Genomic DNA, 14,704 nt, shown 5'->3' with positions numbered 1-14,704 from the left:
TCTCGTTGAGCCTGAGGCGTGCCGCAACTATTTCACCGCCGCCGGATACGGATTCGTCTGAATGCCCGATGCTCTAGGCAATCACACCCGCCCCAGAGCCCAAGGCACGTGAGCACGATGACACCGGTAGAGAGTAGCCGCCGCTGGTATGAAGCGTCGCGCCATCGCTCATGCTGCCCCCCTCGCTGAGGCAGGGTCTGAGCCCAGGATAAAGCTTCACAGTTTTCACAACCAGTTCAGCGCAGGGACGCTCCTGCATGCCCAACGCTCGGCGCGCCCCGCAGGGTCGGGCTGGATAAGCGTATCGCCCCAGTCTGGGAAAAAACTTAGAGCGCATCCTGCCGTATCGATATTCTTAGCAAGGAGTTGAGATGCCATGAAATCGACCGACGCCAGAAAGGGCCGCCGTGGGTCAATAGCGCCCCCTACCCTTTTGACGGTCCGCATTGGGCGTATAGTGTCCAAGGCCAAGTCAAGCCCGACAGCAATGCAATCTCTGCAGGCCTACAGCATCGGACCCAAAAGTGGATTTGCACTTTTGGGACCCATCCGATGCTTTCTCCTTGAATGAGAGCATCGTTCAGGCGGAAAACCGGATCCACTTTTCCGCACGATGCTCAACCGCTGCACGGCTTGATGGTCCACCAGACTGTTTGATGCTACAATTCATTTGAAGGGTACAAGGGCCTCACCACCTGGGAGATCGGTGCGTGCGCCTGGAGCGTCTGATCCGAATGCTGGCCGCCGTCATCGTGCTGACGGCTTGGCTCCCGCTGAGCGCTTCGGAACCCACCTCCCCAATGGGAGCGGACCGGCATGTAATCTCGATAGCGATTCATGGACCGATCGGCCCTGCGACTGTCAAATACGTCAGGGATACCCTTCTTGCCGCCAGTCCGCAGAAAGTCGAGGCCGTCATCCTGCGCCTCAACACGCCAGGAGGATTGGCTACGAGCATGCGTGAGATCATCGCGGACGTGCTGGCCTCGCCGGTGCCGGTCATCGGCTTCGTTGCTCCCGCTGGAGCCCACGCGGCCAGCGCCGGCACTTACATTCTTTATGCAACCCATGCGGCCGCCATGGCGCCCGGCACCAATCTCGGGGCTGCGACCCCGGTGCAGATCGGCGGCCCACCCACACTCCCCGCTCCGGAGCCGTCGAAGGACAAGGACGGTGCTGACCGCGCAGGCTCTGGCACCAAGGATGCCGCGACCGCAAAGATGACCAATGATGCGGTCGCCTTCATCCGCAGTCTCGCAGAGCTCCGGCACCGCAATGCTGAGTGGGCGGAGGCGGCCGTCCGGGAGGCGGCGAGCCTCTCGGCTCAGGCGGCTTTGGACAAGGGCGTGATCGACCTTGTTGCCCAGACATCCGAGGAACTCCTCGCCCGCATCGACGGACGCGAGGTGCAGGTGTTGGGGGAGCGCCGACGTCTCGCCACCAAGGGCCTCCCGATCCGATCAGAGGAACCGAGCTGGCTCATCCGGCTGCTCGCAACGATTACTGATCCGAATATCGCCTTCATCCTGATGATCGTCGGCGTGTACGGCCTCATCTTCGAATTCAGCAATCCCGGAACGGTCGCGCCCGGCGTGATCGGGGCCATCTGCCTCGTCCTCGGCCTGTACGCCCTGAACATGCTGCCGGTGGACTATACCGGCCTTGCGCTGATGCTGCTTGGCCTCGCCTTCCTGATTGCGGAGGCTTTCAACCCGACCGTGGTCCTGGGGCTGGGCGGACTTGTGGCTTTCCTGCTCGGGGCCATGATGCTGATCGACACCGATGCCCCCGAATTCCAGCTCTCCTGGACGGTCATCGGGGGAGCATTGGTGGCCAGCATTGGGCTCCTCACACTGACGCTAGGTTATGTCTGGCGGGCGCGCCACCAACCGGTTCGCACCGGCACCCCCGCCATGCTCGGGCAACCCGCAGAGGTGCTCGACTGGTCGGGTGATGCGGGACATGTGCTCGCCCTGGGCGAGCGCTGGCAGGCGCGAGCCGCCCAGCCCCTGATTCCAGGGGAACACGTCCAGATCGCCGGGATCCAGGGCCTGATGCTTGAGGTGCGCCGCAGGCCGGAAGTGGCGATAGGTTCGGAGGGACAGCCATGATCTTCGACTATGTTGCCTACCTTGTCCTGGCGCTGCTCATCGTGGGCTTTTTGGCTGCGGCCATCCGGGTGCTGCGGGAGTACGAGCGCGGCGTTGTATTCACCCTCGGCCGGTTCACGGGCGTGAAGGGGCCCGGGCTGATCATCCTCGTCCCGTTTGTGCAGCAGATGGTCAGGGTTGATCTGCGGGTCATTGTTCAGGACGTGCCGCCTCAGGATGTGATCTCGCGCGACAATGTCTCGGTGAAGGTCAACGCCGTGATCTACTTCCGCATCGTCGATCCCGAGCGGGCGATCATCAAGGTCGAGAACTACATGGCGGCGACGAGCCAGCTGGCACAGACCACCCTGCGTTCAGTGCTGGGCAAGCACGAGCTCGATGAGATGCTGGCGGAGCGCGACCGGCTCAATGCTGACATCCAGCAGATCCTCGATCAGCAGACGGATGCCTGGGGGATCAAGGTCGCCAATGTCGAGATCAAGCATGTGGACCTCAACGAGAACATGGTGCGTGCCATCGCCAAGCAGGCCGAGGCTGAGCGCCTGCGGCGGGCGAAGGTGATCAACGCCGAAGGCGAGCAGCAGGCGGCGGAAAAGCTCGTGGAGGCGGGACGACTGCTCGCGGCGGAGCCGCGCGCCATGCAGCTTCGCTACTTCGCGGCGCTGCACGATATCGCCAGCGAGCGCTCTTCGACCATTGTCTTTCCCTTGCCCGTGGACCTTCTGACCCAACTCGGGAACGCGATCGGAGGCCAGGTCGTCGGTCCTTCGAATGCAACCGGTTCGCAAGACAGCACCCGTGAACCGGGGATTGCCAGCCTTGGAGCGAAGCGCGCCTGACGAGATCTCTGCCGGGTGTTCCCCGGACGATGGCTCCCCCCGCAATCAGATGATTGTACTGACCGAGCTTCGGGGCTGAACGTCGGCCCTGGGCCAGACTCTGGAGATCCCCTGTGCTCCGCGAACGTCCGATGGTCCCGCCTAGGCGGGACCATCGGACGTTCGCTGGGCCTTCCTGGAATACTCCGGCATTGCGGCAGTGATGAGCTTCGTGATTGGGAGCCGGACTTCGCAAGAGACCTTGCATTACCGACTGTGCTCAGCAGTAGACTGGCCGCACCCGGAACTTGGCCGTGCGGTGAGGGTTGTTCTTTGGCTCGGTGATCAAGACAGGGACCGAGCCTGCGAGGTGCTATGGCGGCGACGGTGGAAGCCCCTGTGCGCGAGACTGGATCCGGGACTCTCTCCCGGGCGCTGGTTCTCTCAGCCCTCGGTGTTGTGTTCGGCGATATTGGAACGAGCCCACTCTACGCCCTGAAGGAGGCCTCCCATGCCGCCAGCCGAGGCGGAGCGTCCCCTGACGTGGTGTTTGGGGTGCTGTCCCTCATCCTATGGTCTTTGATCGTCGTCATCTCGATCAAGTACTGCGTCTTCATCCTACGTGCTGACAACCGAGGCGAGGGCGGCATCATCGCCCTGCTGGCCCTGCTAGGGGTGCGGCGCGTCCAGCCTGGATCCTGGCGCATGTATCTGACCGTGCTGGGCCTCGTCGGCACGGCACTTCTCTACGCCGACGGCACCATCACGCCCGCAATCTCGGTTCTGAGCGCTGTCGAGGGGCTGACGGTCGATGCGCCGCAGTTCGGCTCCTACGTGGTTCCAATCACCGTTGCGATCCTGGCCATCTTGTTTTTCGTGCAGCGAATGGGTTCCGGTTGGATCGGCGGGATCTTCGGCCCGTTCATGCTCGTCTGGTTTGCCGTATTAGGCCTTCTTGGCATCCGCGGCATCCTGGCGGCTCCCGAGGTGCTGGCTGCAGTCAGCCCCACTTATGCGGTCGGCTATATCCTGAACACGGACCTGATCACGACGCTGGCTGTCCTGGCGGCTGTGTTCCTTGCCGTCACCGGGGGTGAGGCGTTGTATGCCGACATGGGTCACTTCGGCCGCTCGCCGATCCAGGCCGCTTGGTTCCTGATCGTCATGCCGGGGCTGATGCTGAACTATTTTGGGCAGGGCGCCCTGCTCCTGACCGATCCAGGGGCTGCAGAGAACCCCTTCTATCATCTGGCCCCTGATTGGGCGCATTACCCGCTTGTAGCCTTGGCGACGATGGCCACCGTGATCGCCTCGCAGGCGGTGATCACAGGCTCGTTTTCCCTAACCCAGCAGGCCATTCAGCTCGGCTTGCTGCCGCGCCTGCGGGTTGTCCATACCTCAAGCCGTGAGCGCGGCCAGATCTACGTTCCCTTTGTCAATTGGACCCTGGCGGCCCTGACGCTCGGTGCCGTGGTCGGGTTTGGGACGTCAAGCCGACTGGCAGGGGCTTACGGGCTGGCTGTGGCGATTGACATGGTGATCACCACCGTTCTGGCGACCTTTGTTGCTCTCCATTGGGGCCACAGGCCGATGCTTGTGTACCTGTTGAACGGATCCCTGCTCCTGGTCGATCTGGTGTTCCTGGCCGCCAACACGACGAAGCTGTTCGAGGGTGGCTGGTTCCCCCTGCTCATTGCAGTCGTGGGAGCGTTCCTGATGCTGACCTGGCGCAGGGGCCAGCAGCTCGTGCAGAAGGCACGGACGCACCTGCGCATGGCTCCCAAAGAGTTCCTGCGGCAGCTGGAGGCCGATCCCCCGATCCGCATTCCAGGCGTTGCGGTGGTGATGTCGGCTTCGACGAGCAGCATCCCGGGAACCCTGCTGCACCACCTCAAGCACAATCGGGTGCTGCACGAGAGGGTGTTTCTCGCGTCCGTGGTGGTTCTGGATGCTCCGAAGGTCGCGGACGAGGACCGTGTCCATCTGGTACCGATTGGCGCCGGTATCGAGCGCTTGATCCTGCGGCTGGGTTTTACCGAGAAACCCAATGTCCCGGCCGGGCTGCGTCTTGCCATGGCGCAACATCAGATCCCGGACTTCGATCCGGATGGTGTTACGTACTATGTCGGCCGTCAGACCGTGGTCGCCACGAAGACCTACACCGGCATGGCTCTGTGGCGCGAGATCATTTTTGCCATGCTGAACCGCAATGCGGAGCTCACCGCCGACTACTTCTGTATTCCAGCCCCTCAGGTAGTCGAGATCGGCAGCTCGGTGGAAATCTGAGATCTTAGCGCCTCGTGCGGAACCGGAGGTCCGCCTCGAACGATGCGCTGCTCTATGAAGGGAGCATCGGATCAAGCCCAAGAGTGCATCCCACTTTCAGGTCCGAGGCTCCAGCCTGCCCTATAGTGGCTACAGCCTCGGACGTGAAAAGTGGATTTGCACTTTTGGGACCCATCCGATGCTTTCTCCGTCAATGAGAGCATCGTTGAGAGCGGAAAACCGGATCCACTTTTCGCTGACGCGGACCTTCGGTTCCGCACGATGCTCTAGAGATAGATCGCGCCACCGTGTTCTCAAAGCCGATTTCGGACCTCCGCGATTGCAGCCAGTAACAGAGCACCACCTGCTACAAGTCCAATGAACTCGGGTAAGATATGAGCGAGCGGACTTTCGTCAGGGATCTCGCCGACAGCCGCATGATAGACCTGATGAGCAATGGCGATCCCCATACCCGAGACAGCGCCAAGATAGACCGCATGCGTCTTGCTCCAGCGCTTCTTGGGGTGTTTCACGGGGTTAGAGACCTTGTGCAAAGGCAACCTCTTACGATCTCAAGGAGAGAACGTAGCAGCTTGAGATGATTACACTATCGGGGACAGCCTGAACTTGGCTTAGACGTAGGTTCCGGTCTCTCTAAGCCACGCGCCAGCCGTGTTCAATAAGCAGCCTTCCGCACGCGCATACTCTGAAACGATTTTTCTGCCTTCCACAATGGAGGCTGTTGCCCACTGAAGTTCCCTGCCCTTCAGCGAGGTCAGCTTAGGCCGGGTAAGCAGACATCGGCGTCACCTCCGGAATGTCCCAGGACGCGATATTTGCGCCATGCGGATGAGGTTGTCTCAGCCTCATTCTAGGCTTTGGTCCATTGACGTCAGAAGACTAGCGCCTAGCCTACTCTAATCTTACGGGAGCTAGTCCGATGCGCTATGGATTCCGGTTCATTCTGGTGCTGGCCTTCTCTCTTGTGGTGATAGCCTCCCCCGCCATCGCACAGGGCACCATCGTGCGGGTTGGCCATTTTCCGAACATCACCCATGTTCAAGCCTTGGTGGCCCGTGCCTTCGAGCGGCAAGGCCGCAACTGGTTCAGGGATCGGCTTGGACAGGACGTGAAGATCGAATGGTACACATACAATGCGGGCCCAAGCGCCATGGAGGCGATTTTCGCCAACTCGCTCGACCTGACCTATGTGGGCCCGAACCCGGCCCTCAATGCCTATGCACGCTCTCGTGGCGATGAGGTCCGGGTCATTGCCGGCGCCGTGAATGGCGGCTCGGCTCTCGTTGTCCGGCCCGATGCCGACCTCACCAAGCCAGCCGATTTCCGAGGCAAGCGCATCGCCACACCCCAGTTCGGCAACACCCAGGATGTGGCTGCCCGGGCTTGGCTCGTCGCAGGCGGACTGCGGATCACCCAAACCGGGGGCGATGCTCAGGTTCTGCCCACCAGCAATCCGGATCAGCTCTCGCTGTTTCAGAATAAGCAATTGGACGCTGTCTGGACCGTGGAGCCATGGGTGTCGCGGCTCGAATCCGAGGCCGGGGGCAAGATTCTGGTGGAGGAGAAGGATGCCATCACGACCGTGCTCGTCTCCAGCGCCAGCTTCCTCAGCAAGAACCGTGACCTGGTCCGAAACTTCGTGGCCGCGCATCGCGAACTGACCGAGTGGATCAAACAGAACCCGGAGGAAGCGCAGCGTCTTGCCCGCGAGGAATTGCAGACCTCCTTCCGCGTCGACATGGCTCCTGAGCTGGTTGCCCGGGCCTGGAGCCGCATGAACATCACCTCAGATGTAAAGCGCGATGCATTTCAGGCCTTTATGACGAGCGCACAGAAGGTGGGGTTCATGCGGGGCGCCCCTGATCTGTCCCGTCTGGTCGAGACGCCCTGATGGGGTCCCGTCCGATGTCCGGGACAGGTATCCCGGCCAAGCTGGTCGTGGAAGGTGTCTCGAAACGGTTCACCTCGTCACGCGCGACGGTGCAGGCGCTTGAGAATGTGTCCCTCACGGTGGCCGAGGGGGAGTTCGTCTGCCTGATTGGCCCCAGCGGGTGCGGTAAGTCCACGCTCCTAGACATCATGGCTGGCCTGACCACGCCGGACAGCGGCCAGGTGCTGGCGGATGGCAAGAGGGTTGAGGGACCCGGGCGGCAGCGCTTGGTCATGTTCCAGGAATCCGCGCTGTTTCCATGGCTCGATGCCTTCGGAAACGTGATGTTCGGGCTGAAGCTGCGGAAGGATCTGATTCAACGCGAGCGCAAGGAGATCGCTGAGCAATTCCTAAGGCTGGTCGGGCTTGAGAAGTTCAAGCATGCCCATGTACATGAACTTTCTGGTGGCATGAAGCAGCGAGTGGCCTTGGCGCGCGCTCTGGCTCCTGATCCGCAGGTGCTTCTGATGGATGAGCCTTTCGCGGCTCTCGATGCGCTCACCCGTGACCAACTCTACGACGACATCCAACGTATCTGGATGGAAAGTCACAAGACCATCATCTTCGTGACACATAACGTGCGGGAGGCCGTCTGCCTGGGAGACCGGGTGGTGCTAATGTCGCCCTCTCCAGGCCGCATCGCCCAGATCTTCGAGATCTCACTGCCCCATCCGCGGGACATCAATAGCCCCGACCTTGCAGGCTACACGTCAAAGATCGCTGCTGCGCTCAAGGGTACCCTGGAGGCGGTTTCGGAATGAGACGCATCGCGCTCGCCTTTGTGTTTTTTGCAGCGCTGGTTGGTCTATGGGAGATTGCTGTTCGCAGCGGACGCTGGTCCGCGGTGCTCCTGCCCTCCCCCCTCTATGTGGCAGAATATTTGTGGGGGGCGCTGCTGGATGGCACCCTTCTGGAGGCCGCCTGGGTGACGCTCAAGCGGCTTCTCGTCGGCTATGCCGCCGGAGTTCTCATCGGCCTACCGCTGGGGCTCCTGACAAGCATATCGCAGACGCTTGAAGACACGATTGGCGCTTTGGCGCTCGGGCTTCAGACGCTGCCGAGCGTGTGCTGGGTTCCCTTGGCTCTGGTCTGGTTCGGTCAGACCGAGAGCGCCATGCTGTTCGTTGTCATCATGGGCACAGTCTGGTCCGTGATCATCGCTACCGATTACGGTGCGCGGTCGATTCCGCCGATCTATGCCCGCGCGGCACGCACCATGGGCTCAGAGGGCTTTCACAAGTGGACCCGGGTGATCATGCCTGCTTCGCTACCTTTCTTAGTGACAGGCATGAAACAGGGCTGGGCCTTTGCCTGGCGCTCGCTGATGGCGGCGGAGATCTATGTGACAATCCTCACCGGCTTCGGCCTCGGCCACCTGCTTCATTACGGACGTGAGCTGAATGCCATGGAGCAGGTCATTGGCGTCATGATCGTGATCGTGCTGATTGGGCTCCTTGCAGACCGCCTCCTGTTCTCGCCTTGGGAGCGCTTCCTGCACCGCCGCTGGGGCACGAACGTCAAAGCATCCTAAGGTGGAATGTCTCCTTCGGGTCGAGGGTGTGTCAAAACTCGAACAAGCCCCGCCTCGACGAACTATTTGTATAAGTTCATGCTTTTGTGCCGAGGATTTCAAGGTCAACCAAGACCTTCTAGAATTTAAATTGCTCCGCGGAGCGGACCGTCTGCGTTCTGACACACCCTCGGTCAGAAGCGGTCTTTAAGTGCGGCTCTGCAAATGTCTGCTTCAACAACGGCGTTCAGATGTATGCCTTGAGGACGAACTTTCCTCAAGATCGACTTGATATACTCCCTCACGATCGGCTCCGCCAAACCGAGTTCCGATGCAATCGTGTCGATTGGCTCCCCTGCCTGTAATCGCCACAGCACAGCGGTCTCTCCGGCTGAAAACATGCAGGTATCGGGAACAGGCATGCTGATGATTGTTGTAGTCATCACAGGCCCTCAAGGGCGGCGAGTTCCCGAAGGTAGTTTTCCCGTCGCTGGTAATACCGGGATTCAAGCATGAATAAAGCGCGATCCTTCACGCACGTATCTGGCAAGGCAGTGATGAGGCTCTGCCTCTCCCGCTCGTATTGGTCATCGATCTCCTTCAAAATGGCCTGAAGGGACTTAACAAGGGAGTGATCCTCTATGGTTGCACGGAACTCAACACTGCCCCAACTTTCAGTCACGCTGCTTTCGGTCTGATAGGCCACTCCCCGCTCCTCTAAATCACCATCGGCCTCTTCAATCGTGTGGGAAAATATTTGCAGCGTCTGTCGGGAAAACGACAGTTCAGATAAACATCGATGATGCTCGGCGTATATTTCCTCACACTGCTTCAGTTGCGGTCAGAGCTTGCCATGAGAGTTTGCATTCAGCGGCGTCATCTTGACGAGTAGGTGTGGGGCAAAAGCCGACTGAATACGTGTCTTATCTTCGTGTGGCATTCACACGCAGCTTGTTCAAGCCCGTCACGATCCAACACGGCAATTGCTCCTCGGCGTTGGCTGATCAAGCCTCGGGCTTGGAGCCTTCCTAACACCGCGCTCAGTGTGGACCGTTGCACGGAAAGCAGTTCGGCTAAGAATTCATGAGTGAGAGGCATGACATCTTGGTCTATCCGGTCCTGCATATTCAGTATCCAACCACAACACCGCTCCTCCACGGTGTGGACAGCGTTGCACGACAATATCTGGAATGTCCGGGTAAGTAACGCTTCGCTATACCTCATGATGATCTGGCGAATGCCGGCCCGCGTATTCCTGATCTCGTTTAGTTGCTCAAAGGGAATCCGCGATGCCGTTCCCGATACATGCACGATGTAGCGCCCAAAGGACTCGCGTGTCACAAGCGCACTCAGAAGGCCGAACATTCCCTCACAGCCAAAGTTTGCAACTTCCACGGTGCGACCGTCCTCCAAGACATTGACGAGGGAGACAATAGCGTCATGAGGGAAATAGGTGTGGCGAATGAAATCGCCTGTGTCATAGATCGCCGCACCGCGTCGTAGATCGACTATCTCCAAGTGAGGCTCAAGACAGGCGAAATCGTCTGGATCAAGTGCGGCCAGAAGCCGGTTAGCCCGATGATCTTTTGCTCGTCGTGCCTGCCTCATATTAGGAACCATAGCGGTGTACTGAATCCGGTCCATCGATGAATAGGATTGAGAGCCTGACCGGCAACTTACCTCCTACTAAAGAGATAACTTTCTGCCTTCACGGATCCGTGAATGAGCGGTGACGGACAAGGCCGTTCGATTGGGAGGCGATACCGTCCTCAAGACAGTGGCCCAGCAGAACTCGAACCTGCAACCAGACTGCTATGAGCAGCCAGCTCTAAACATTGACCCGCGGGCCTCGCAGAATGAGGAGAGGAGAATGCCTACTGGATAGCGTTAGTTACCCCAGGTACTGCCTGAGGATGCGTGGCTACACACCACCAGACGCTGCACTGATCTAAATTGCTTTATAAATTGAGGAACTTTGATAGGTGTACAAGGACTCCAACCTTGGACCCGTTGATTAAGAGGCAGGTTGCGCCCCAACAATTCCAATAGCTTATCTGTAAACGCGTATGTTTTATAGCGGTTATATCTCAACAGGCTACGAACAAACTGCAAATCATTTCACTTTGCTTCTGGGATGATGAAAGTTCAGAAGGTTACAAGTAAATTGTAAACCAAAACTCAGCATTGATGCTGCTGCAATAGAGTGGGGCAAACTGCGACATCGGTTCGCCCCACAGTAGATTTCTGGCAATCCTACACAATGAAGAAGCTAGATTCGCCGATGATGCTGTTGGCAGTTAAGGTATTCACGCCCTGCAGCCTGATCTCGATGGTGTTTGTACCACCATCCGAGAACGTTAGGATATCAGACGCATTATTCCATGCCGCCGTGACGTTGCCACTCGTCGATGCAAGACCAGAAATATCGATTGTGTCGACTCCGGAAACATTGAAGTCGAGAATTACATCTCGGCCAGCACCAACGGCTCCTTGGCTCCAATCTGTGTACTTGAATGTGTCATTGCCGCCAGAACCTAGGAAATTGTCTTGCCCACTTGACCCGAAATAGAAGGTATCTGCTCCATTCTTGGCATCAATCCAAGCAAAGTCGTAGTCAACCTCTCTGAGGTCAATGATGTTGCTCACTCCTGTCGTCTGCACTGGAACAAAAAGCGTAACGGACGCACTGCCAGTTACTTTGCCGTCGCTCAGAGTATAGCTAAGCACCACTTCTCTGCTTGGCATGGACGAAGTTCTGATTTCAGTGACGTGTCCTGCGTCATTGGTTTGGAGGGTCCATCCTGTAGGCAGATTGGTTACACCTGTCACGACCAGGGTGTCACCATCTGAATCAACGTCATTCTTGAGGAGCCAAGATACAGGAATCGTGACCGTGACGTCATTGGAGAGAGCGATCCTGTCGTTTAAGGCAGTTGGAGACGCATTTACCGGAGTGTCCTCCACCGGCGTCACCGTGAGGGTGACGGTCGCGACGTTGGAGTCCACGCTGCCGTCATTGGCCTTGTAGGTGAAGGTGACGGTGCCGTTGAAGTCCTGCGGCCCCTGGAAGCTGTAGGAGCCATCTGGATTGAAGGTGAGCCCGGCAACCGGCTTGCCGTCAGCATCCTGCGCGCCCTGGACGAGCACGTAGGTGAGGCTGTCGCCGTCCACGTCCGTGGCCGTGACCTGGCCCGTGATGGGCGTGTCCTCGTCGCCGCTCGCGGCGTCCGCCTGAGCCAGTGCCGCATCGTTCACCGGCGTCACCGTGAGGGTGACGGTCGCGACGTTGGAGTCCACGCTGCCGTCATTGGCCTTGTAGGTGAAGGTGACGGTGCCGTTGAAGTCCTGCGGCCCCTGGAAGCTGTAGGAGCCATCTGGATTGAAGGTGAGCCCGGCAACCGGCTTGCCGTCAGCATCCTGCGCGCCCTGGACGAGCACGTAGGTGAGGCTGTCGCCGTCCACGTCCGTGGCCGTGACCTGGCCCGTGATGGGCGTGTCCTCGTCGCCGCTCGCGGCGTCCGCCTGAGCCAGTGCCAGATCGTTGATGCCATCGATTCTGACAGTGGCGGTAGTGCTGCTCAGAGTCCCATTAGCGAGTCGGATCGTATAGTCAAAAACAGAGACAGCCTCATTGCCCGCCCCAAGCCCCTCAATTGTCGGAAGATACTGAGGGCTTAGATCAAGATAAACTTTCCCGTTTTCGATAAAGAACCTTAGCCCGGAAACCTCAATTTCTAGCTGCGGCTGTCCCGTACTCGTAACGGACGCAAACGACCAGACATACTTGGCAGAGCCCCCAAGGTCATTTGCAAGCACATCGATTTCCATCCTGCCAGCCTGGATGAAGGACTCGATTTGCTCTTCTGTATACCCAAGGTCATCTGCTTGTGCCTGTGGAGTTTTTAGAGAATTCAGAAATGTCTTAATTGTACCCATGAAGGCAGGCTTCCCCGAAGACGCGCGCAAACCTCCTGCGCCCAGGAGAGGTGCGGATATTTGTTGGATTGGAATGCGAATTCTATTTCGCGGAGATCAGTTGGCCCAATGCACATGCACTTGTGTCTGTGCTTGAAACCAACCCGCCCTGCCTTTTTTGCATGAACCGCTTCGCAGCGAGCCTGACAGTTAGCTTTAGGTTTGCATTGTATTAACGATGATTAAATTCCGAAATACCTATTAGGAGGTATACTCCGAATTGCGGACCGCACTGTCCGACAAGCCACCCGGCCGCGACTATTCGGCGGATAATGCATGTTTCATTTCGGTAAAACCCTTATGGGTCATCCAACGAGACACTTTTTCTGTTTCAATTGAGTTGGATGAGGATATACGAGACACTATAAAGAAAGGGTCTAAAAGCCTAACGAGACAGAAGGAGCGGAACATGGGCTCGGTCTTCGGCTACGCGAGAGTGAGCACAACGGACCAGGACCTCACCACCCAAGAGGAGGCCCTCCGCGCCGCCGGATGCGAGAGGATCCGCTCGGAGAAGAAGAGCGGCGCCGCCATTCAAGGCCGTTCCGAACTTCAGACCCTGCTCGATTTTGTCCGGAAGGGTGACACCATCGTTGTCACCCGGATTGATCGCCTGGCCCGGTCTGTGGCGGATCTGGCAGCTATCGTGCGAACCCTGGAGGCCAAGGGCGTTGCTCTCAAGGCCATCAACCAGCCGATCGACACCAGCACGGCAGCAGGCGGCTGCTTCCTTCGGATGCTCGATGTCTTTGCGGAGTTTGAGACGGCTGTTCGGAGAGAGCGGCAGATGGAGGGCATCGCCAAGGCAAAGAAAGAGGGAGTCTATAAGGGCCGGAAGCCCTCTATTGACGCAGTGAAGGTACAGGATCTGGCCTCACAGGGCATGGGCGGCACAGAGATTGCCCGCAAGCTCGGAATTGGCCGCGCTTCAGTCTACCGCTTGCTCAAGGCAGGCTAAAGCCGAAGCTCCTGCAACACGTTATAGAGGCTGATGTTGGCCAGAAGATTCAGGATTGGGGAGCGAACAAATGGCGAGGTGCGGCGGACGCCCCACGGTTGAAGGCAGCATCACCCTTGTTATTCGCCATCTGAGGCTCGCGATCCTTGTGCCTGATTGCCCGCGGTCCGGCACCTTGCAATGGGCATGGTCGAACGGCAGCCAGTCTGCGTGTCAGGTCGAGTACGATGTCACTTTCTGCAAGGGTATCGGCATCCTGCACCTTGCCAACATCACGCGCTTTGACTCTTTCGGGAAGACTGTTTGAACCGAAGGTCAGACGATCCTGCTGGCCACCACATCACCGCCCTATGGCGGCCTCCGCTGGTGGTTTGTGTGCCCTCAGACCGGCCGGCGCGTGATGACGCTGCATCTTCCTTATGGCGCGCGCGTTTTCGCCTCTCGGCAAGCTTACCTCTTGGGGTATTCCGTGCAACGGGAGAGCGCACGAGACCAAGCGTACAGGGGAGCCCGCAAGATGCGCAGTAAGATCGGCGCGAGTTCGAACTTGCTTGAAAAGTTGCCCGCCAAGCCGAAGTGGATGCGTTGGGCAACATACTGGCGGCATGTAGACGCCTGCCAGCAAGCTGAAAGGCAGACGCTGGGATTTCTCGTTCAGAGCACAGGGAAGATCTTGGGCAGGCTCATCACATAGGGCCTGACGAAGATTTCCGTACCCAGAAGGATCCGCTGGTTGGTTGCTCCCGATCTAGAGCGCTCTTGCCAACGGCATGTCAGCCACATTGTCTTCAACAGGACCGAGCAAAAGTCGATCTCGTCCATGCGCAGCGGCGTGACCGTCCTGTTTATCAAGCGCAATTATGTCGTAGGACAGTAGGATTCGTCCCAGACCTCGGTGAGAGTTCAATGTCACAAGCGGAAGGTCCGCTCAACGCATCATTACTGACCATCAATCTACTTCCGCTTTGTGCCATTAACCGATCTTCTTACCCATGCATCCGGTTCAGCGGTCTTGTCGTGAACCTCACGACGACAGAACTGGACCAAAGTGCAGAAAAAGATTGCTGTGGTAGCTGCCCAAGATGGGGAGGATTGTGGTGGAGGACGGTCATTGTC

Annotated in this window: 12 protein-coding genes; 7 read left to right on the top strand and 5 right to left on the bottom strand. The window is 58.5% G+C overall.

The genetic code is table 11. From position 1 onward, the window contains the following. The first annotated feature begins 734 nt into the window (after window positions 1-734). From DC522_RS06155 to DC522_RS06145, 3 genes are all read left to right on the top strand, one after another. Window positions 735-2,111 carry a nodulation protein NfeD gene (locus tag DC522_RS06155; RefSeq protein ID WP_116527829.1) on the top strand — a complete coding sequence of 459 codons (1,377 nt, stop codon included), beginning with the start codon at window positions 735-737 and terminating at the stop codon, window positions 2,109-2,111. Continuing rightward, window positions 2,108-2,950 (top strand): slipin family protein, encoded by an 843-nt coding sequence (locus DC522_RS06150; protein ID WP_116527812.1) that lies wholly within the window; start codon window positions 2,108-2,110, stop codon window positions 2,948-2,950. The genes DC522_RS06155 and DC522_RS06150 overlap by 4 nt, the downstream gene beginning before the upstream one ends. Before the next feature lie 354 nt (window positions 2,951-3,304). Beyond that, window positions 3,305-5,215 carry a potassium transporter Kup gene (locus tag DC522_RS06145; protein ID WP_116527811.1) on the top strand — a complete coding sequence of 637 codons (1,911 nt, stop codon included), beginning with the start codon at window positions 3,305-3,307 and terminating at the stop codon, window positions 5,213-5,215. A gap of 293 nt (window positions 5,216-5,508) precedes the next feature. On the opposite strand, the gene DC522_RS06140 is transcribed toward DC522_RS06145, so the two are convergent. Then, the gene (locus DC522_RS06140; RefSeq protein WP_116527810.1) at window positions 5,509-5,748 is read right to left on the bottom strand and encodes a hypothetical protein; all 240 of its coding nucleotides are present in this window, start codon (window positions 5,746-5,748) and stop codon (window positions 5,509-5,511) included. A gap of 386 nt (window positions 5,749-6,134) precedes the next feature. Here DC522_RS06140 and DC522_RS06135 point away from each other — a divergent pair, with 386 nt between their 5' ends. The 3 genes from DC522_RS06135 to DC522_RS06125 are packed head-to-tail and all read left to right on the top strand — an operon-like array spanning window position 6,135 to window position 8,676. Then, window positions 6,135-7,106: an ABC transporter substrate-binding protein gene (locus tag DC522_RS06135; RefSeq protein WP_116527809.1), complete on the top strand. Its 972-nt coding sequence runs from the start codon at window positions 6,135-6,137 to the stop codon at window positions 7,104-7,106. Then, window positions 7,106-7,906: an ABC transporter ATP-binding protein gene (locus DC522_RS06130; RefSeq protein WP_116527808.1), complete on the top strand. Its 801-nt coding sequence runs from the start codon at window positions 7,106-7,108 to the stop codon at window positions 7,904-7,906. Before DC522_RS06135 ends, DC522_RS06130 begins: the two co-directional genes overlap by 1 nt. Continuing rightward, window positions 7,903-8,676, top strand: a complete 774-nt coding sequence (locus DC522_RS06125) for an ABC transporter permease (protein ID WP_116527807.1) — start codon at window positions 7,903-7,905, stop codon at window positions 8,674-8,676. The genes DC522_RS06130 and DC522_RS06125 overlap by 4 nt, the downstream gene beginning before the upstream one ends. A 173-nt stretch (window positions 8,677-8,849) precedes the next feature. On the opposite strand, the gene DC522_RS06120 is transcribed toward DC522_RS06125, so the two are convergent. From DC522_RS06120 to DC522_RS06105, 4 genes are all read right to left on the bottom strand, one after another. Continuing rightward, window positions 8,850-9,098, bottom strand: a complete 249-nt coding sequence (locus DC522_RS06120) for a hypothetical protein (protein ID WP_116527806.1) — start codon at window positions 9,096-9,098, stop codon at window positions 8,850-8,852. Then, a complete protein-coding gene (locus DC522_RS06115; protein ID WP_116527805.1) occupies window positions 9,098-9,361 on the bottom strand; it encodes a hypothetical protein in 264 nt (87 codons plus the stop codon). The genes DC522_RS06120 and DC522_RS06115 overlap by 1 nt, the downstream gene beginning before the upstream one ends. Window positions 9,362-9,531: 170 nt before the next feature. Next, a complete protein-coding gene (locus DC522_RS06110; RefSeq protein ID WP_116527828.1) occupies window positions 9,532-10,263 on the bottom strand; it encodes a Crp/Fnr family transcriptional regulator in 732 nt (243 codons plus the stop codon). 645 nt (window positions 10,264-10,908) lie between these two features. Continuing rightward, the gene (locus DC522_RS06105; protein WP_116527804.1) at window positions 10,909-12,591 is read right to left on the bottom strand and encodes a tandem-95 repeat protein; all 1,683 of its coding nucleotides are present in this window, start codon (window positions 12,589-12,591) and stop codon (window positions 10,909-10,911) included. Window positions 12,592-13,039: 448 nt separating this feature from the next. Between DC522_RS06105 and DC522_RS06100 the strand changes: the two genes are divergently transcribed. Next, window positions 13,040-13,588 carry a recombinase family protein gene (locus DC522_RS06100; RefSeq protein ID WP_116527803.1) on the top strand — a complete coding sequence of 183 codons (549 nt, stop codon included), beginning with the start codon at window positions 13,040-13,042 and terminating at the stop codon, window positions 13,586-13,588. The last annotated feature ends 1,116 nt before the right edge of the window (window positions 13,589-14,704 follow it).

Source organism: Microvirga sp. KLBC 81 (assembly GCF_003075415.1).
GTDB lineage: Bacteria > Pseudomonadota > Alphaproteobacteria > Rhizobiales > Beijerinckiaceae > Microvirga.
Note: the sequence above shows the minus strand (reverse complement) of the source record. Positions and strands in the feature narration are given on the sequence as shown.